16 protein-coding genes are annotated in these 18,417 nt (G+C 72.9%); 7 read left to right on the top strand and 9 right to left on the bottom strand.

The window, feature by feature from the left end:
- The 5 genes from J3P36_RS11695 to J3P36_RS11675 all read right to left on the bottom strand — a co-directional run bounded on the left by J3P36_RS11695 (position 1) and on the right by J3P36_RS11675 (position 4,776).
- The gene (locus J3P36_RS11695) at positions 1–762 is read right to left on the bottom strand and encodes an SDR family NAD(P)-dependent oxidoreductase (RefSeq protein ID WP_210508283.1); all 762 of its coding nucleotides are present in this window, start codon (positions 760–762) and stop codon (positions 1–3) included.
- A gap of 67 nt (positions 763–829) precedes the next feature.
- Complete coding sequence (locus J3P36_RS11690) at positions 830–2,050, bottom strand: PP2C family protein-serine/threonine phosphatase (RefSeq protein ID WP_210508281.1); 1,221 nt, start codon at positions 2,048–2,050, stop codon at positions 830–832.
- Positions 2,047–2,460, bottom strand: coding sequence for an ATP-binding protein (locus J3P36_RS11685; RefSeq protein ID WP_210508279.1), 414 nt, complete (start codon positions 2,458–2,460; stop codon positions 2,047–2,049). The genes J3P36_RS11690 and J3P36_RS11685 overlap by 4 nt, the downstream gene beginning before the upstream one ends.
- Positions 2,453–2,788 (bottom strand): STAS domain-containing protein, encoded by a 336-nt coding sequence (locus tag J3P36_RS11680; RefSeq protein WP_210508277.1) that lies wholly within the window; start codon positions 2,786–2,788, stop codon positions 2,453–2,455. Before J3P36_RS11680 ends, J3P36_RS11685 begins: the two co-directional genes overlap by 8 nt.
- Positions 2,788–4,776, bottom strand: a complete 1,989-nt coding sequence (locus J3P36_RS11675) for a glycosyltransferase family 2 protein (protein WP_210508275.1) — start codon at positions 4,774–4,776, stop codon at positions 2,788–2,790. Before J3P36_RS11675 ends, J3P36_RS11680 begins: the two co-directional genes overlap by 1 nt.
- 214 nt (positions 4,777–4,990) lie before the next feature.
- On the opposite strand from J3P36_RS11675, the gene J3P36_RS11670 reads away from it, so the two are divergent.
- Positions 4,991–7,597: a hypothetical protein gene (locus J3P36_RS11670; protein ID WP_210508273.1), complete on the top strand. Its 2,607-nt coding sequence runs from the start codon at positions 4,991–4,993 to the stop codon at positions 7,595–7,597.
- Here the strand turns inward: J3P36_RS11670 and J3P36_RS11665 are convergent.
- Positions 7,594–8,586, bottom strand: coding sequence for a LacI family DNA-binding transcriptional regulator (locus J3P36_RS11665; protein WP_210508271.1), 993 nt, complete (start codon positions 8,584–8,586; stop codon positions 7,594–7,596). The genes J3P36_RS11670 and J3P36_RS11665 overlap by 4 nt on opposite strands.
- A 151-nt stretch (positions 8,587–8,737) precedes the next feature.
- On the opposite strand from J3P36_RS11665, the gene J3P36_RS11660 reads away from it, so the two are divergent.
- Both J3P36_RS11660 and J3P36_RS11655 read left to right on the top strand, forming a co-directional pair.
- Positions 8,738–9,694 carry a nitrilase-related carbon-nitrogen hydrolase gene (locus J3P36_RS11660; RefSeq protein WP_210508269.1) on the top strand — a complete coding sequence of 319 codons (957 nt, stop codon included), beginning with the start codon at positions 8,738–8,740 and terminating at the stop codon, positions 9,692–9,694.
- Positions 9,691–10,731: an agmatine/peptidylarginine deiminase gene (locus J3P36_RS11655; protein ID WP_210508268.1), complete on the top strand. Its 1,041-nt coding sequence runs from the start codon at positions 9,691–9,693 to the stop codon at positions 10,729–10,731. Before J3P36_RS11660 ends, J3P36_RS11655 begins: the two co-directional genes overlap by 4 nt.
- Before the next feature lie 231 nt (positions 10,732–10,962).
- Here J3P36_RS11655 and J3P36_RS11650 read toward each other — a convergent pair whose 3' ends face one another.
- Positions 10,963–12,177 (bottom strand): cation:proton antiporter, encoded by a 1,215-nt coding sequence (locus J3P36_RS11650; RefSeq protein ID WP_210508267.1) that lies wholly within the window; start codon positions 12,175–12,177, stop codon positions 10,963–10,965.
- An 88-nt stretch (positions 12,178–12,265) separates the two neighbouring features.
- On the opposite strand from J3P36_RS11650, the gene J3P36_RS11645 reads away from it, so the two are divergent.
- Both J3P36_RS11645 and J3P36_RS11640 read left to right on the top strand, forming a co-directional pair.
- Positions 12,266–13,096, top strand: a complete 831-nt coding sequence (locus tag J3P36_RS11645; protein ID WP_210508262.1) for an aldo/keto reductase — start codon at positions 12,266–12,268, stop codon at positions 13,094–13,096.
- Positions 13,097–13,174: 78 nt separating this feature from the next.
- Positions 13,175–14,383: a glycosyl hydrolase gene (locus J3P36_RS11640; RefSeq protein WP_307807067.1), complete on the top strand. Its 1,209-nt coding sequence runs from the start codon at positions 13,175–13,177 to the stop codon at positions 14,381–14,383.
- A 123-nt stretch (positions 14,384–14,506) separates the two neighbouring features.
- Here the strand turns inward: J3P36_RS11640 and J3P36_RS11635 are convergent, their stop codons facing one another.
- Entirely contained in the window at positions 14,507–15,100 is a 594-nt protein-coding gene (locus tag J3P36_RS11635) for a DUF1349 domain-containing protein (RefSeq protein ID WP_210508255.1), read from the bottom strand.
- Between the two features lie 180 nt (positions 15,101–15,280).
- Between J3P36_RS11635 and J3P36_RS11630 the strand changes: the two genes are divergently transcribed.
- A complete protein-coding gene (locus J3P36_RS11630; RefSeq protein ID WP_210508253.1) occupies positions 15,281–15,553 on the top strand; it encodes a DUF2277 domain-containing protein in 273 nt (90 codons plus the stop codon).
- Between the two features lie 104 nt (positions 15,554–15,657).
- Here J3P36_RS11630 and rlmN read toward each other — a convergent pair whose 3' ends face one another.
- Positions 15,658–16,866: a 23S rRNA (adenine(2503)-C(2))-methyltransferase RlmN gene (gene rlmN / locus J3P36_RS11625; protein WP_210508251.1), complete on the bottom strand. Its 1,209-nt coding sequence runs from the start codon at positions 16,864–16,866 to the stop codon at positions 15,658–15,660.
- A gap of 95 nt (positions 16,867–16,961) precedes the next feature.
- Between rlmN and J3P36_RS11620 the strand changes: the two genes are divergently transcribed.
- The gene (locus J3P36_RS11620; RefSeq protein WP_210508249.1) at positions 16,962–18,416 is read left to right on the top strand and encodes an NCS2 family permease; all 1,455 of its coding nucleotides are present in this window, start codon (positions 16,962–16,964) and stop codon (positions 18,414–18,416) included.
- Position 18,417: the final 1 nt, after the last annotated feature.

Here is an 18,417-nt window from a genome sequence, read left to right as displayed (position 1 = left end):
TCAGAGCGTGGTCATGCCGCCATCGACGGCGAACAGGCCGCCGGTGGCGAAGGCCGCGTCGTCACTCGCGAGGAACACCATGATGCCCTCGACGTCGGCGGGAGATCCGGCGCGGCCCATGGGGATGCGGCCGATGATCGCGGCCCGCGACTCCGGGTCGGAGGTGATCGTGGTGACGAGGGTCGTCTCCGTGTAGGCGGGCACGACCGTGTTCACGCGAATGTTCTGCTTCGCGTAGGCGGCGGCGACGGTGCGCCCGAGGCCGTGGATGCCCGCCTTCGAGGCGCTGTAGGCGGTGAAGTCGGCGCCCTCGCCGTTGATGCCGGTCGGGCTGCCGGTGAGGATGATCGATCCGCCCCCGGAGGCGAGCATCGCGCGCACGGCATGCTTCACGGTGAGGAACGTGCCGGTGAGGTTCACGTCGATCGTGCGGCGCCAGTTCTCGAGGTCGAGGTCGGCGGCCTTCGCGTCCTTGCCGAACAGCTGGACGCCCGCGTTCGCGACCACCACATCGGGTGACCAGCCGTCCGCGGAGAGCTCGGCGAACGCCGCCTCGACCGAGGCCTCGTCGGAGATGTCCATAGTCACAGCTCGGCCGCGGCTCCCGTCGGCCGCCGCTGCGGCACCCACCGCCGCCTCGCCGTTGCGATCCGCATAGACGACGCGAGCGCCCTCGCGCGCGAAGCGGTCGGCCACGGACTGGCCGATCCCCGTCGCCGCACCGGTCACCAGGGCCGTCTTGCCGGTCAGTCGTTCCGTCACTGGAGCTCCTCCTCGAGTCGTTCCCGCGATCCTATAACCGGTCAACCGGTTTTCGGCGGGACGGCCGTCAGGAGCGGAAGCCGGGGGTGCGGCGGACGGCGAGGATCGTCATGTCGTCGGGCGGGAAGCGGCCAACGAGGGAGGCGACCGCCGCGATCGCGGACTTCGCGTCCGGCGCCCCCCGAACGGCCTCGGCCACGAGGTCGAGAGCGTCGAGCGCACCGCCGAGTCCGTCCAGGACGCCGTCGCTGACGGAGATGAGCAGGTCGCCGTGCCGCATCTCGATCTCACCCTGCTCCCACTCCGAGTCCCAGCCCACACCGAGCGGCAGGCCGCTGAGCGAGGCGAGCCGCTCGGTCGTCCCGTCGGCCCGCACGAGGAGCGTGAGTCCGTGCCCCGCGTCGATGTAGCGGAGGATGCCGGTCTCCTCCTCGAGGTGGGCGTGGAACATCGTGACGAAGGTGCGGGCGCTCTCGAGGTCGGCGTCGAGGGCCTCGGCCGCGGATTCGACGGCGGCGGCCACGCCGTCGTAGCGGGAGCCTGCGCGCATCGTCGCGCGCACGGTGGCCGCCATCAGCGCAGCGGGGACGCCCTTGCCCATCGCGTCGGCGAGGGTGAACGCCGCTCCCCCGCGCACCGGGTACCAGTCGTAGAAGTCGCCGCTCACGGCCCGGACGGGGCGCAGGAGCCCCGCGGCGTCGTACCCCTCGAGGGTCACGAGCGCATGCGGCAGCAGACCGCTCTGCACCTGGGCGCTGTCGCTCATCTCCCGCGAGTGCGCGAGCTCCTCCTCCACCCAGAGCGCGAGGTCCTTGAGGATCGCCACCTGCTCCTCGCTGAACTCCCGCGGCTCGGTGTCCGCGACGCAGATCGTGCCGACCCGCTCGCCGCCCGGGCCCTCGAGCGCGTGGCCGGCGTAGAACCGGAGTCGCGGTCCACCGGCGACGCGCGGGCTGTCCCGGAACCGGGGGTCCTGCGTCGCGTCGGGGACGACCAGCAGTCCGGATTCCTCGATCGCCACGTTGCAGAACGAGCCGAAGCGCGCGTACTCGCTCGGAACCGCGCCGACGCGCGACTTCGTCCGGTGCATGTCCTGGCCGACGAATGCGATGGACACGTGCTCGAAGCCGAGCAGGCGCCGCGCCATCCGAGTGATGCGGTCGAAGCGCTCGCTCGGGGGCGAGTCGAGCACGCCCAGCTCCTCGACGGCACGCATGCGGGCCATCTCGTCGATCGCCTGCTGTTCGGCCAGGGTGAGCGATGTCCCCGGCTCCCGCGGCTTGCTCACCGTGCCAGCGATCGGGAGATGAACCAGCGGTTCGCGTCGGCCTCGCGGTCGTATTCGACGACGTCGACGAGGGCGCGGATGAGCGGGATGCCGCGCCCCGACTCCGCGAGGTCGTCGGGGAGCTCGGCATCCGAGAGCCGGATGTCGCCCGGCTCCCCCGTGTCCATGAGCGTCGCCTCGAGCCGGTCGCCGTGCACGGTGACCGCGAGGCGGCAGGACACGCCCCCGCCCCCATCGGCATGGCGGATGACGTTGGAGGCGAGCTCGATGAGCGCGGTCTCGAACGAGAAGCGGTCGAGGTCCGGGACGCCGGCACTCGAGTCCCAGACCCGCTCGAGGAGCTCGTGGACCGCGTTGACGTCGTCGGGCGGCGTGGACAGCGCGAGGCTGTGCGAGACGGTGTCAGGCACGGGCGAACGCCTCCTCAGCGGTGTCGTAGGGGGTGAGCACGCGCTCCATGTTGGTGAGGCGCAGCACGAGGCGGGTCTGCTCCGACGGCGCGGCGATGCGGAGGTCGCCGCCCGCCTGGCGGGCGCTCTTCAGGCCGGCGATGAGGGCGCCGAGGCCCGACGAGTCGAGGAACGGCACCTCCGCGAGATCGACGACCACGCGGCTGTGGCCGTCGCCGACGAGGGCCGTGATCGTCTCGCGGACCACGGGGGCGGTCACCATGTTGAGCTTGCCCCGCAGGGCGAGGACGGCGACGCCATCCCCGCGATGCGTGATGTCGGATTCCATCACTCTGCTTCCTTTCCATAGCCCCGGTAGCGCAGCGCGCTGACGAGGACACCGAGTGCGGCGAGATCCACTGCCACCCAGACGACATTGACGAGCACCGGGATCGGCTCCGCCACGCCGAGCGTGACCCGAGCGACACCGATCGGGACGGAGACGGCCAGCAGTACCGCCATGACGGCCTGCGGCCAGACGAGGCGCAGGGCGTTGCCGGTGCGCTGGCGCGTCTTGGGCGTCACGACGAAGTCGAGCGGCCGGGCGAAGAACACGTTGGCGGCCGCGGTGACGGTGGCGCGGATCCACACGGGGAAGAGGGCGACGCTGTACTGCCGGCCGCGCCGAGTCGGGATGCCGCGGCTGCCCACGAGGAAGAGCAGCCGGCTCGCCGCGAGGAACGGCAGGAAGTGCACGAGGAACTGGATCGGGTCGGCGGTGGCGGGCAGCACGCCGAAGCAGAGGTAGGCGATCGGTGCCGCGAAGTAGACGACCGTCGCGAAGCCCGAGAGGTAGCTCCACCCCGTGGCCGCGTACATCAGCCGCTGGGCGAAGGTCATGCTCCGCTGCAGGTGCGGGTTCTCCCGCAGCATCACCTGCACCGTCCCCTGCGCCCAGCGCAGCCGCTGCCGCAGCATCGTCCCGAGATCCTCGGGCGCGAGACCGACGGCGAGGTTCTCGTGGTGGTAGACGCTGCGCCAGCCCGCCGAGTGCAGGCGCATCGCGGTGGCCATGTCCTCGGTGACCGAGATGGTGGCGAGCGGCATGAGCGGCTGCGCCTCGCTGCCGAGGTCGACGTCGAGCGAGCGGATGAGCGCCTGCACGGCCGTGAACGCGGCGAGCGGCGAGGATTCCCCGGAGGACAGCTGGTCGACCGCGGCCGTGAAGTCGAGGTCGGCGGCGATTCCGGTCTCCCCGGCGAGGTCGGCGAGATCGAGGGCCGCCGCGTGCAGCTGGATGGCGACGAGGTCGCGCGAGATGCCCTCGACCCGGCGCTGCAGCTCGAAGGTGGCGAGCGCGATCGGCTCCCCGTCCTGCAGCGAGCGTCGGGTCTCGCCGATCGCGTCGTCGAGGGCGGAGAGCGCGGCGCTCAGTACAGGGTCCTTGCCGTCGTCGGTCCTTCGCGCCTGCTCGAGCACGCGGGACGCGCGACGGAGGGCGTGCGCCACCGACCGCTCGACGTCCTTCACGTACCGCGCGATGGCGAGCTGCATGAGCGCCTCGCGGCGGAGCACGGCGTTGGATCCGCAGAAGAACGCGGCGTTCCAGGCGTCCTTGCCCTGCTGGATCGGGCCGTAGAAGAGGGGCGCGTCGCTGCCGAGCGGGTCGCGCGATCCGACGTTGCCGAACGTCTGCGGCGTCTGCACGAACGCGACCGAGTCATCGAGGAAGTAGCCGAGCGTGTGGTCGAGGATCCGCGCGTCCGGCACCTGGTCGGCGTCGAGCACGAGGATGAACTCGCCCTCGGTGGCGAGGATGGCGTTGTTGAGGTTGCCGGCCTTCGCGTGGCGCTGATGCCCGTCCCACGCGGCGCCGCGCGTGAGGTAGCCGATGCCCTCGCGCTCGATCGCTTCACGCAGCTCCGGTCGGTTCCCGTCGTCGAGCACCCAGGTGCGATGCGGGTAGTGGATGCGCTTGGCCGCCTCCGCCGTGCGCAGCACGAGGTCGATGGGCTCGTTGTACGTGGCGATGAAGACGTCGACGGTCCAGTCGCGGGGCGGCGCCGGAGGGCGCGGACGTCGGCGCACGCGCCACACCGTGATGGCGAAGAAGGTGACGTCGATGAGGCTGTAGGTCTCGGCGAGCACGAGCGGCACGGCGATCCAGAGCGCGTCGGGGTTGAGCGAGAACAGCCACCGCCACGCGATGTACAGGGTGCCGAGCAGCAGCGTGACGGTCGCGACCAGGCGGACGAGGATCAGGTGCCGCTCGTCCTGCCGGCGGTCCAGGCGCTCGGTGCGGGCGGCGCCGCGCGACAGCGTCAGCGTTCCCGTCATTCTCGCCCCCCAGCGTGAACGCCCGCCCCCCGGACGCTCGTGCTGACCATAACTTCGAGCGGAAGGGGCGGTCGACGCCCACTTCGGGTGACACGGCTGTCCGTACAATGACCGACTCTGGGATCGATCCCGGGGTACACGGCGGGACCTTCGCCCCTCTCTTCTCTCCCGCCGCGGACACTAGCGTCCGCCCGAACCGACGTCGGGAGCGCGCGTGCCGAGACCCCTGCTGCGGCCCGTCCTCGAGCTGCGCGTCCACGGCGTCAAGAACACCCTCCCCGCCGAGATGCTGGGGGTGAAGTCCGACGCGGTCCAACAGGTGGCGGGCGACGAGCTGGGCGGATTCTGGGCGACCCGGGAAGAGACTGTGGACACGCCCCGGATCGTGCACCGCGAGGCGTACTCCTGGGGGCTGCTCGCCCGGACGGGCGGCGGAGCCCTGCCGCTGCTCGGCCAGCTGGCCGTCCACCTCGGCTGGCTGTTCGTGCTGCCTTTCGGTCTCGCCAACGTGGCCTACTGGACGCGCAGGCTGGAGCCGCAGCCGGAACCCGCTGGCTGGGTTCCGGGCCGCGGCGCCAGCCTGCTGCGCATCTTCGGCCTGGGCCTGACCCTGCTCTACGTCGTCGCGCTGTCCTCGGTCGCCCTCGACCTGCTCGGGGTACGCTGCGTCGCCGAACGGGGCGCCTGCGCACCGGTCGCCGCCCTGATCGACCCCCTCGCGGGCCTGCATCGCGGGGCCAGGCTGGCGCTGCTCGCCATGCTCCCGCTGGCCGCGATGCTGCTCCTCTACGTCGTCGCCCGCCGGGGACGCGTGCGCTACGAGGCGAGCGTGAGCCGGATGGCCGCGTCCCTCGCGGCCGAGCGCATCGAGACGGTGCCCACCCTCGCGACCCCGGGGTTCTGGTCGAAGGCACGGGTGGGACCCACGACGGAGCGCCTGCACTTCGCGGCCGTGCTGATGCTGCTCGCCCTGCTCCTCGCCTGGGACCGGGTCTACTCCCCCCTGCCGCAGTGCACCCGGCCCGGCAGCTTCCTCGCGGGCGGCTGCCACCTGCCCGACCGGATCCTCGCCTCGTCGCCGGCGAGCGCAATCGTCTTCGCCCTCTCGGTCGCCGGGCTCGTCGCCGTGGTGCTCGTGCTCACCCTCGCGTCGGAGACCCCGGGGGCCGCCCGCACGGTCCGGCGCCGGCGGGCCACGGCGGGCTGGCTGCTCGTCGGCGGCGCCGCGCTGTTCACGGCGGCGCTGGCGGCGAGCGCGGTGCCGACCGGCGAGGCGCCGAGCACCGCGCCGTTCCTCGGGCTGGTCGCGGCCCCGCAGATCCTGCTCGCCGTCCTGCTCGCGATCGCCCTGGCCGCCCTGGGCTGGCGCCGCGGCGTCCCGGGTCTCCTCACCGCGCTCCTGCTGATCCCCGCGCTGGCGTTCCTGGTTGTGCCCTACGTGCTGCCCGGCGAGGGACTCGACGCCCTCTGGCAACTGCTCGCCGCCGCCGCCGTGCTCGCGCATCTCGCGGTGGTCTGGATCGCCGGCCTGCGCGACCGGTCCGACCACGCCCGCACCGGCTGGGCGGGAACGGGCCCCGGCGTCGTGCTGCTCCTGTCGCTCGGTGCGGCGATGGTGCTCGCAAGCCTCCTCGTCGTCGGGGTCCGCGCCGCACTCGGCGCGCCCGCCGCGGCGAGCGGAGACGTCTACGCCGAGTTCGGCGTCGTGCTGCTCGGGGTCGTGCTCGTCGTCGCGGCCGTGGTCGGGGTCGTCGTGCTCTCCAGCATGACCCGGCTGACGAGGCTCACCTCCGCCCCGCTGCGCGGCGGCGGGCGCGAGGTCGCCCCGCTCCGGTCCTACGCCCACGGCAGGCCGGAGCGGGACGAGTCCGAGGACCGCCTGGAAGTGCGCGTCCTGCGGTCCCGCCGCTTCGCCGCTCTGCTGCACCGCGGGGAGCCGGTCCTCGGCGTGGTCGCCGGCGCGCTGGGGGTGGGCCTCGCCGCCACCCTCGTCACGGACATGCAGGTGGGGCCCGCGGCAGTCGCGGGGTACGACCCGCCCGCCGTGTCGGAGCTCGTGCTGCGGACCAGCGCCGCCGTCGCGGTCACCGTCCTCGGCGCCACCGCGGCCGCGGCGGTCGCCGCCGTCGCGGCGAATGCGCTGACGCACAAGGAGCGGCCCGTCGCGCTGCTGTGGGACCTCATCTGCTTCCTGCCGCGGGCCGGGCACCCCTTCGGCCCGCCGTCCTACGCGGAGCGTGCCGTCCCCGAGCTGGACGACCGCATCCGCTCCTGGCTCGCCGCGCCCTCGCTGCTGCGCCGTCGGGTGGTGGTCTCGGCGCACAGTCTCGGCGGGGTCCTCGCGATCGCGACGCTGTTCGCCCGCTACGCCGTCGAGGAGCAGCCGCTGCGAGGGGTCGGGCTGCTGACGTACGGCACCCAGCCCCGCGCCTACTTCGGCCGCTTCTTCCCCGAGCTGTTCGGCCCGCGGGTGCTCGGCACCCGGTCCTCGCGGCGGCCGGCCCTGCTCGGGGCCGACCCATGGCTGAGGCAGATCCGCATCGACCGGAAGGGCGAGCGAGAGACCTTCCACGGACCCGGCACGGCGCCGACCCTCAGCGAGATCCTCACCACTCGCGGCCGTCCCGCCTGGGTGAGCCTCTGGCGGCGCACCGACTTCCTCGGCTTTCCCGTGCACAGCTTCGCGAGCGAGGGGAACCCCGTCGACCGGGGAGCGGCGGAGCTCGAGCCCGGGCCGTACGAGAAGGTGGCGACCCACTCGGGATACCCGGCGACGCCCCAGTACGCGGCCGCGTTCGCGGAGGTGCTGGAGCGGATCTAGCGGGGACCGCCGGTCGACTCGCGGACGCGCAGCTCGAACGGCACGATCCGCAGCTCGGGCTCGCCGTCCCCCGGATCCCGGACCCGCGCGAGCAGCAGCTCGGCGCAGTCGATGCCGATCTCACGGGCGTGCAGGTCGAGGGCGGTGATCGCGGGCGTCGCCGTCCGGGTGTCGAGGTTGTCGACACCCGAGGCGAGCATCAGGTCGTCGCCGACGCGGCGGCCCGCGGCCAGCGCCGCCGTGAGGACGCCGATCACCGCACCCTCCGGCAGCGCGATGACCGCGTCGACGGCGTCGCGGTCGTCGAGCAGCTCCCGGGAGACCGCGGCGATGTCCGCCACATCGGGGGTGAACGGGATCTCCGCGACGCGCGCCGGAACGCCCGACTCCGCGCAGGTGAACTCGTAGCCGCGTCGCGATCCGGCCGACCAGCCCGAGTCGAGCGGCGGGGCGAGGAGGACCGGACGACGCGCACCGCCTTGCAGAACCGTGGCGGTGAGCGCGGCGAGGGCCGCCACGTTGTCGGTGCCCGCTCCGCCCGCCGACCTGGCCAGCACGGACTCGCCGGGATCGACGCAGACGACCGGGGCCGAGGAGTCGAGCAGCGCTTCGAGCACGGGGTCGCCCTCCGCCGGATCGACGACGACGGTGCCGTCGACGAGTGGCGAGCTGCCCTCGAGGATCTGGTCCTCAGTGAGGAGCGTGACCGCGGCGCCCGCCCGCTGGGCGGCGTCCACGACGCCGAACGTCAGGTCCACGTAGTAGCTGCGGGTGCTCGACCGGCGCGGCAGGTAGAGGCCGATCGCGCCGGTGCGGGCCAGCCGGAGATTGCGCGCGCTGAGGTTCGGCCGGTAGCCGAGCTGCTTGGCCGCGGAGAGCACGCGCTCCCGCGTCTCGGGCGCGACCCTGCCCTTGCCCGCCAGAGCGTCCGACGCCGTCGAGAAGGCGACGCCGGCGAGCTGCGCGACATCGCGCAGGGTGGGGGTCACGGGTCCAACCTAGGACGGATCAGCGGCGCGGCGGCAGCCGCGGTGGTACGCTCGCGGTGCCGAAACGATTCGGCACCTTCGTTCAGCGAACACCGTCGTTCGATGGACATCCTGACTCTCACCATCGACGCTTCCGAAGACGGAGACCGCCGTGCACGTGATCCGCGCGCTCACTCCCCCGCCCTCCCCTGCGCGGAAGCGCTCCGCGGAGCGGAAGCCCGTTGTGGTCGGCGTCGTCCAGCACTCCTGGACCGCCGACCCCGTCGCACTGCAGGCGAAGCTCGCCGACGCGATCGGCGCGGCCGCGGCCGAGGGCGCCCGACTGGTCGTGCTGCCCGAGCTGACCCTGAGCCGGTACCCGGCCGACGTGCTGCCGGACGGCGACGGCGGGGAAGCGGCCGAGGACCTCGGCACCGGCCCGACCCTCGCCTTCGCCCGGGCCGCCGCCGCCCTGCACGGTGTCGCCGTGCAGGCCTCGCTCTTCGAGCGCAGCGGCGGCGAGGACGGTCTCGGCCTCAACACCTCCGTTCTCGTCGGGCCGACGGGCGCCCTGGTCGCCCGCACGCGCAAGCTGCACATCCCGGTCACCGCCGGCTACTACGAGGATCGGTACTTCCGCCCCGGTCCGGCGGACGAGGCCCCGTACCCGGTGCACGAGGTGCCCGGATCGGGTCTGCGGCTCGGCATGCCCACCTGCTGGGACCAGTGGTTCCCGGAGGTCGCGCGGGCCTACGGGCTCGGCGGCGCGGACGTGGTCGCGTATCCGACCGCGATCGGCTCCGAGCCCGACCATCCCGAGTTCGACACCGAACCCCTGTGGCGCCAGGTGATCGTCGGCAACGGCATCGCGAACGGCACGTTCATGGTCGCCGCGAACCGCACCGGGCAGGAGTTCCGCCCGGACGGCGCCCCCGGCAACCGCTTCTACGGCTCGTCGTTCGTGTCCGACCCGTACGGCCGCATCCTCGCGCAGGCGCCCCGGGACGAGGAGGCGGTGCTCGTCGCCGCCCTCGACCTCGACCAGCGCCGGGACTGGCTGGAGCTGTTCCCCTTCTTCCGCACCCGCCGGCCCGAGACCTACGGCAGCCTCGCCGAGCCGGTCGCGTGACCGGACCTCGCTGGCGCCTGCCGGCCGAGGGCGACCGGCATGCCGCCACTTGGCTGGCCTGGCCGACCACCGGCTACACGCTCGGCGACACCGCCGAGGAGGCGGAGCTCGCCCGCCGGACCTGGGCGGCCGTCGCGAACGCGGCCGCGGAGCACGAGCCCGTGCGCGTGGTGGCCGATCCGCGCGACGAGCGGCTCGTGCGCAGCTACCTTTCCGGCGCCATCGACGTGCTCGTCGCGCCCCTCGACGACGCGTGGATCCGCGACTCCGGTCCCACCTTCGTGGTCGGCGAGCACGACGACGGCACGCGCGAGCTCGGCGCCGTCGACTGGGTCTTCAACGGCTGGGGCGCCCAGCCGTGGGCGACGTGGGACCGCGATGCCCTCCTCGGCCGCTGGGTCGCCGAGCAGGCCGGTGCGACCGTGGTCGACAGCCCCCTCGTGAACGAGGGCGGTGGCATCCACACCGACGGACGCGGAATCGTGCTCGCGACGGACACCGTGCAGCTCGACCCGGGCCGCAACCCCGACTGGACGCGCGAGCAGGTGGAGGCGGAGTTCGCCCGCGTGCTCGGCGCGACGACCGTGCTGTGGCTGCCCCGCGGGCTGCACCGCGATTCGGACACCTTCGGCACGCGGGGCCACGTCGACATCGTCGCGACCTTCCCCGCGCCCGGACGCGTGCTGCTGCACGATCAGCGGGCCGTGGAGCATCCGGACTTCGCGCTGAGCCGGGAGCTGCGGGAGCTGCTGACGTCCTGGGCCTTGGCCGACGGCGCGACGGTCGACGTCGTGCCGCTGCCTGCGCCCGACACCCTGCGCGACGAGGAGGGCTGGGTGGACTACAGCTACATCAACCACTCGCTCGTCAACGGCGGCGTGATCGCCTGCGGCTTCGGCGATGCCCGTGATGCGGAGGCGGCCGCCATCCTCGCGGACCAGTACCCCGGCCGCACCGTGACGACGGTGGACGCGCGCCCCCTCTTCACCCGCGGCGGCGGCATCCACTGCATCACCCTTCACCAGCCGGCCCTGTAGCGGCTCAACTTGGTGTCCGCCCGGTGGTTGAGGAGCCGACCGCAGGTCGGCGTCTCGAAACCACGCAACGTCCGCTGAGAGCCGATCCCCGCGGGCCCGAGTCCGAGGACGACCTCGCCTGATTTCGAGACGCGGTCCGGAGGACCGCTCCTCGATCACCGGGATGGGGGCGGCCCCTCCGCCACCGGGAGGGGGCTGGTCCCCCTGCACCGGCCTGGAGGCATGCCGCCGTCACCCCTCGGTGGCGGCGGGGTCCTCGGCCGCCGCCGGCGCGGCAGTCCGCTGGCCCCGGCCCCGGAGGGCGAGGCCGACAAGGGGGAAGAGGAGCACCGACAGCATCCCCGCCCCGACGAGGGCGGCCGCGATGCCCGGGGTGAGGTCACCCGCCTGCACGCCGAGGGCCGTCACGGCCACGATGATCGGGAGCCCCGTCGCGGCGAGCAGCACGGCGGCGCCCCTGTCCCAGTGCGTGCGCGTGGCGGCACCGAGCAGCCCCGGCAGGCCGCGGACGACGAGCATCAGCACGAGGAACAGGGGCACCAGCAGCAGGGCGCGGACGTCCTCGAGGAGCGAGCCGAGCGGGAACGTGACTCCCGTGTTGATGAAGAAGATGGGCACGAGGAACCCGAAGCCGACCGCCTCGAGCTTGCTCTCGACGCTCTCCCGCTCGTCGGGCGGGGCCGCGGAGAGCAGCACGCGCGCGAGCACTCCCGCGGTGAACGAGCCGAGCAGCATGTCGAGCCCGATCGCGATGCTCGCGCACGTCAGCACGGCGAGGATGCCGAGCACGAGCCGGACCGCGAATTGGCCGCTCGTGTGCAGGGTGGCGGTGATGAGCCGGTGCAGCGCCGGATACGGTCCGCGCGCGGCCAGGATGATCGCGACGGTCGCGACGATCACGAAGCCGATGAGCACGACGCCGGCGAGCGCCGGGCTCCGGCCGCTGAGGAAGAGCGAGATCGCGACGAGCGGCGCGAACTCGCCGACCGCGCCGATCGTCATCACGGAGCGGCCGAAGGGGGTGGGCAGCTCGCCCGCGTCGCGGAGCAGCGGAAGGATCGCGCCGAGCGAGGTGGTGGTCAGCGCGATGCCGACGAACACCGCGGCGGCGAGGGATCCGCCGATCAGCAGGCCGAGCGCGAGACCGAGCACCAGCGAGATGGCCCAGCCGAGCACCGCGGCCCCCGTGGCCCGGCTGCGGAGGGCCGTGAAGTCGATCTCGCTGCCGGCGAGGAAGAAGAGGGTGGCGAGCCCGACCGCGGCGAGGAACGTCGTGAACTCGTTGACGGTGATCCAGCCGAGCACGGCCGGCCCAAGCAGGATCCCGAGCACGATCTCGAACACGACGATCGGCACGCGCGCCGCCCGGCCGAACAGCGCGGAGAGCACCGGGGCGGCCGCGGCGATCCCCGCGAAGAGGATGATCGTCTCGAGCGGCGGACGCACGAGCACACCCTAGGGGCGGCCCGGGCCGCGGCGACAGGGGATCTTCCGCGCAGGGACGGGGCGGGCCGGCGGGCGTAGCCTTCCCGGCATGGCAGAGATCCCCCGACTCCCCCTGAACAGCGGCGCGACGATCCCCCAGGTCGGGTTCGGCGTCTTCAAGGTGGACCCGGCCGACACCCAGCGCGTCGTGGAGGACGCGCTCGAGGTCGGCTACCGCCACATCGACACCGCGACCGGCTACGAGAACGAGGCGGAGGTCGGCGCCGCCATCCGCGCCTCCGGCCTCGACCGCGAGGACGTGTTCGTCACCACGAAGCTGCGCAACGACCACCACGCAGCGGGCGACGCGGAGGGCGCCTTCCAGCGCAGCCTCGACGCGCTCGACCTCGGCTGGATCGACCTCTACCTCATCCACTGGCCGGTCCCGTCGGCCGACCGGTACGTCGAGACGTGGCGCACCTTCGAGACGTTCGCCGAGCACGGGCGCGCCCGCAGCATCGGCGTCAGCAACTTCCTCATCCCGCACCTCGAGCGGCTGATCGCGGAGGCCGGCACCGTGCCCGCGGTGAACCAGGTGGAGCTGCACCCCGTCTTCTCGCAGCCGGAGCTGCGCCGATTCCACGCGGAGCACGGGATCCTCACCGAGGCGTGGGGTCCGCTCGGCCAGGGCAAGTACGACCTGTTCGGCATGGAGCCGGTCCGGAACGCGGCGGCCGCGCACGGCGTCACGCCCGCCCAGGTCGTGCTCCGCTGGCACCTGCAGCTCGGCAACGTCGTCATCCCCAAGTCGTCGTCGAGGGAGCGCATGGCGCAGAACCTCGACCTCACCGGCTTCGAGCTGAGCGACGAGGAGATGGCCGCCATCGACGCGCTCAACGAGGACCGCCGGGTCGGCGGCCACCCGGAGGAGGTCAGCTGACCCCAGACCGGGGCACTGAGGGGGACGGACCGGCCGGATGACGGCACGAGCCGGGCACTGCCCACGTAGGGTCCCAAGGTGGTCAACCGATCCGCCTTCCCCGCCCGCGCGGCGGCCCTCGCCGCGCTCTCCCTCGCACTTCCCGCGCTGGCCGGCTGCGCGATGCTGACCGAGGCATTGGGCCCGGCGAGCGCGGGCGGCGCATCCTGCCCGGCCCCGTCGGCGGCGGACCTGGTGCCCGAATCGGGCGCGCTCCTCGGCGTGAGCCTCGACTGGACGCGGTCGACCATCGACGACTACGCGGACCGGCTCGGCCGCTCCCCCGCCGTCGCCGTGCAGTTCTTCGGCTTCCCCCTCACCGATGAGGACATCGAGAACCTGCGCTCCGCCGCCGACCAGCTGCGCCCATCCGGGGCGGCACTCCTCGTGACCCTCGAGCCGGACGACGGCCTCGAGGCGGTGACGCCGTCAGCAGCCGCCCGCGTCGCCGAGGTGCTGAGCGAGGTCAACCGCTCGGGCGTGCCCGCGCTCGTCCGGTTCGCGCATGAAATGAACGGGTCCTGGTACGCCTGGAGCCAGCAGCCCGCCGCCTACGTCGCCGCGTTCCGCACGGTCGCGTACGCGGTGCACCGCGAGGCTCCGGGCTCGGCCATGATGTGGGCTCCCAACTACGGCGGCGGCTACCCCTTCACGGGCGGCCGGTACGCCGCGGTGCCCGGCGGGGCGGACTTCGCGGCCCTCGACACCGACGGGGACGGCGCCCTCACCATGGCCGACGACCCCTACGCGCCCTACTACCCGGGCGACGACGCCGTCGACTGGGTGGGGATGTCCCTCTACCACTGGGGGTCGGCGTATCCCTGGGGCGAGAACGAGCTGCCCGAGGACGGCAAGTTCGCCGCACAGCTGACGGGCGCCTATGCCGGGCTCGGCGGCGACAACACGGCACTCCCCGACTTCTACGGCACGTACGCCGCCGGCCACGGCAAGCCGCTGGCGATCCCGGAGACGGCAGCGCTCGTCGTGCCGCGCGGCGACGCGGCGGGCGAGCTCGCCATCAAGCAGGCGTGGTGGCGCCAGGTCTTCTCGGCGGACACGGCGGAACGGTTCCCGCAGCTGCACCTCATCGACTGGTTCGAGTGGCACAAGACCGAGCCGGAGGTCGGCGAGGGCGTCGACTGGTCCGTGACGACGGACCCGGCGACGCGGCGGGCGTTCGCGGCCGACCTGCCCTCGTGGGCGCTCGGCGCCGACGCCCTGCCGCGAAACTGCGCCACCGCTCCGTAGCGCCCGCGCCCGCCCGCGCGCCCGTTCTGGTCCGCCGAGATGCCACTTTTCGCCCCTATCGCGCCCGAATAGGGACGGAAAGTGGCATCTCGGGCGGGTCAGGGCGCCCGAGGGCACGGCGTCTCAGTGCAGGGCGGCGTCGGCGGGGCCGGTGCGCCAGGCCGGGAAGCGGACCGTCAGGCCCGCTCGCGTCGGCGCGCACGCGAAGGGGCCCGCGCTGACCGCCAGCGTCGGCTCGAGCGGCGCGACCCGGACGAGGCGGAACTCCTCGCCCTCGGCTCGGGCGCGGATCGTCACCGCATCGCCGCTCCAGCTCGCTCGCACGGTGACGAGGCGGCCCCGCCACTCGGGCACGGGCGCGACGGACCAGTCCGACTTGCCGCGGGTGACCACGGCCCCGACCTGCGGCAGCCCGTCCGCGAACTCGACCCCCGCCTTGATCCAGTGCTCGTCGTCGACCCGCAGGAAGACGCCGGCCTGGTCGAACTGCTCGTCGAACTCGGCGAGGAAGTCGACCTCGACCGCCGTGCCGTTCGGAAGCGGGGCGAGCAGCGCGTGCTCGGTGTCGTGCACGAACCCGTAGGAGGTGTGCCGCCAGGCGTCGCTGCCCTCGACCGCGGTGACGAGCAGCGCGCCGTCCCGCTCCTCCACTCCGGCGGGAGGGGTGGTCCACTCCCCGTCGCCCCAGTCGATGCGCCGCTGTCCGGGATCCGTCATGTCGTCTGCCTCCGTCCCCGATCCTTCCGCACCGGAGAGCTCCCCGATATGCCACCTGATACCGGCAACCGGTGCGGATGGGAGCATCGAGTGGCATCTCGCGAGACGGAAGGAACCCGGGGACGGGAACCGGACCCGGTGGGGTTCCGCCGGCGGCGGCGCGGACGTACCCTTCCGGCCATGTGCCGGAACATCCACACCCTCCACAACTTCGAGCCCGCCGCGACCGACGACGAGGTGCACGCCGCCGCCCTGCAGTTCGTGCGGAAGATCAGCGGATCGACGAAGCCGTCGAAGGCGAACGCCGAGGCGTTCGACCGGGCCGTGATCGAGATCGCGCACGTGACGCGCCACCTCCTCGAGGACCTCGTGACGAATGCGCCGCCCAAGAACCGCGAAATCGAGGTTGCGAAGCTGAAGGAGCGCTCGCGCCAGCGCTTCGCCCAGGTCTAGCGGCCCCCGCGTCAGGCCCACCGCGCGAGTTGCCGATCTCCGCCCCTATCCGGGCGGGATGAGGGCGGAAAGCGGCAACTCGGCCAGGGGAGGGATGCGCGACCTCAGGCGTCGGCCGCTGCGAGCTGGCCGCAGGCGCCGTCGATCTCCTTGCCGCGGGTGTCGCGCAGGGTGGTGGGGATGCCGGCCGCGTTGAGGCGGCGGACGAACTCGTCCTGCACCTCCGGCTCGGACGACGTCCAGATGGAGCCGGGCGTCGGGTTGAGCGGGATCGGGTTGACGTGCACCCAGCCCCGCCCGCGGGCGAGCAGCTTCTCGGCGAGCAGGTCGGCGCGCCACGCGTGGTCGTTCATGTCCTTGATGAGCGCGTATTCGATCGACACCCGGCGCCCGGTCTTCTCGAAGTAGGCGTGCGCGGCATCGAGGGCCTCGTCGACCTTCCAGCGCGAGTTGACGGGGATCAGCTCGTCGCGCAGCTCGTCGTCGGGCGCGTGCAGCGACAGCGCGAAGGTGACGGGGATGTCCTCGTCCGCGAGCTTGCCGATCGCCGGCACGAGGCCCACGGTCGAGACGGTGATGTGTCGCGCGCTCATCCCGAGCCCCTCCGGCTGGGGCGCGACCATCGTGCGCACCGCGTGCATGAGGCGGGCGTAGTTGGCGAGGGGCTCCCCCATGCCCATGAAGACGATGTTGCTGACCCGCTCGGGCGTCGTCTCGCCCTTCTTCTTGCCGCCGAGCTCCCCGTTCGCGAGCGCGCGGTTGGCGCGGACCACCTGGTCGAGGATCTCCGCCGCGGAGAGGTTGCGGGTGAGGCCGGCCTGGCCCGTCGCGCAGAACGGGCAGTTCATGCCGCAGCCCGCCTGCGACGAGACGCAGAGGGTGATGCGGCCCGGGTACCGCATGAGCACGGACTCGACGAGCGCGCCGTCGTGCAGCTTCCAGAGGAACTTGATCGTGTCCCCGCGGTCGGTGGCGAGCCGCCGGACCTCCGTCATGAGCGGCGGCAGCAGCCCGGTGACGAGCTCCTCGCGGTTCGCGGCGGGAAGGTCGGTCATGTCGGCCGGGTCGCTCGTGAAGTGGGTGAAGTAGTGCGTCGCGATCTGCTTCGCCCGGAAGGCCGGCATGCCGAGCTCGACGAGGCGGGCCTTGCGCTGCTCGACGGTGAGGTCGGCGAAGTGCGCCGGCGGCTTGCCGCGCTTCGGCGACGCGAACTGGAGCAGCGGACGGCCTTCGCCGTCGAGCTTCTGGGACCACCCCTCGGTGGCGGGGCGCACCTGCGGGCGCGCGACGACAGGGAGGAATTCGGGCGGCATGGGTTAAAGGGTACGGCCGCCCCTCCGGCGGGTGGGGCGGCGGGGGCGCATCCGGGCCCCGGAATCACCGCTACCTTCGTCTGCGGAGGAAATCGATGACCACTGCCCCGACCGACACCGAGACGAAGCACGCCGGTCGCCTCGACCGCTTCTTCGAGATCACGGCGCGCGGCTCCACCGTCGGCGCCGAGATCCGCGGCGGGCTCGTCACGTTCGTCGCGATGGCCTACATCGTCATCCTCAACCCGATCATCCTGTCGAGCGGGACGGACGTCGAGGGCGGCACCCTGGCGTTCGCCCAGGTCGCGGCGGTCACCGCGCTGACCGCCGGCGTGATGACGATGCTGTTCGGACTCGTCACGCGGCTGCCGTTCGCCTTCGCGGCGGGTCTCGGCATCAACTCGTTCCTCGCGGTGAGCGTCGTCGGACAGGTCACCTGGCCGGAGGCGATGGGGCTCGTCCTTCTCAACGGCCTGCTCATCGTGCTGCTCGCCGCGACCGGGCTGCGCCAGCTGGTGTTCGACGCGGTGCCGCTGCAGCTGAAGACGGCGATCACTGTCGGGATCGGCCTGTTCATCGCCTTCATCGGACTCGTCGACTCCGGGTTCGTCACCTCGACCGGCGCGAGCTCGCCCCCGGTCGGCCTCGGCATCGCCGGCTCGGTCGCGACCGTGCCGACCCTCCTCTTCGTGATCACCCTGCTGATCACCGCGGTGCTCCTGGCCCGCCAGGTCCGCGGTGCGATCCTCATCGGCCTCGCGTCCGGCACCGTGCTGTCGATCCTCGTCGAGGCGATCTGGAACCTCGGGCCCCGCATCGGCGGCGACGGCGCGGTCAACCAGCAGGGCTGGGGCCTCACCGTGCCCGAGCTGCCGGGCAGTCTCGTGAGCGTTCCGGACCTCGGCCTCATCGGGCAGGTCAGCTTCGGCTCGTTCGAGCGGATCGGCGTCCTCGCCGCCACGATGCTCGTCTTCACCCTGCTCTTCACGAACTTCTTCGACGCGATGGGCACCTTCACGGGCCTCTCGCGGGAGGCGGGCCTCGCGGACACCCGCGGCGACTTCCCCCGCCTCCGCTCGGCGCTCATCGTCGAGGGCGTCGGCGCGGTGGCGGGCGGCGCGACCTCGTCGTCCTCGAACACCGTGTTCATCGAGTCGGGCGCCGGCATCGGCGAGGGCGCGCGGACCGGGCTCGCCAACCTCGTGACCGGCGGCCTCTTCCTGCTCGCGATGTTCTTCACGCCGCTCACGACGATCGTGCCCACCGAGGTCGCCTCCGCCTCGCTCGTCACCGTCGGCGCGCTGATGATGGCGCAGATCCGGCACATCGACATGGGCGACTTCGCCGTGCTGCTGCCCGTGTTCCTCACCGTGACGGTGATGCCGCTCACCTACTCGATCGCGAACGGCATCGGCGCCGGCTTCATCAGCTGGGTGGTGGTGCACGCGCTGTCCGGCCGCATCCGCCGGATCAGCCCCCTGCTGTGGGTGGTCGCCGCCGGCTTCGTCATCTACTTCGCCCGCGGCCCCATCGAGGCGCTGCTCGGCTGAC

It is taken from the genome of Naasia sp. SYSU D00057 (genome assembly GCF_017916505.1).
Lineage (GTDB): Bacteria > Actinomycetota > Actinomycetes > Actinomycetales > Microbacteriaceae > Naasia.
Note: the sequence above shows the minus strand (reverse complement) of the source record. Positions and strands in the feature narration are given on the sequence as shown.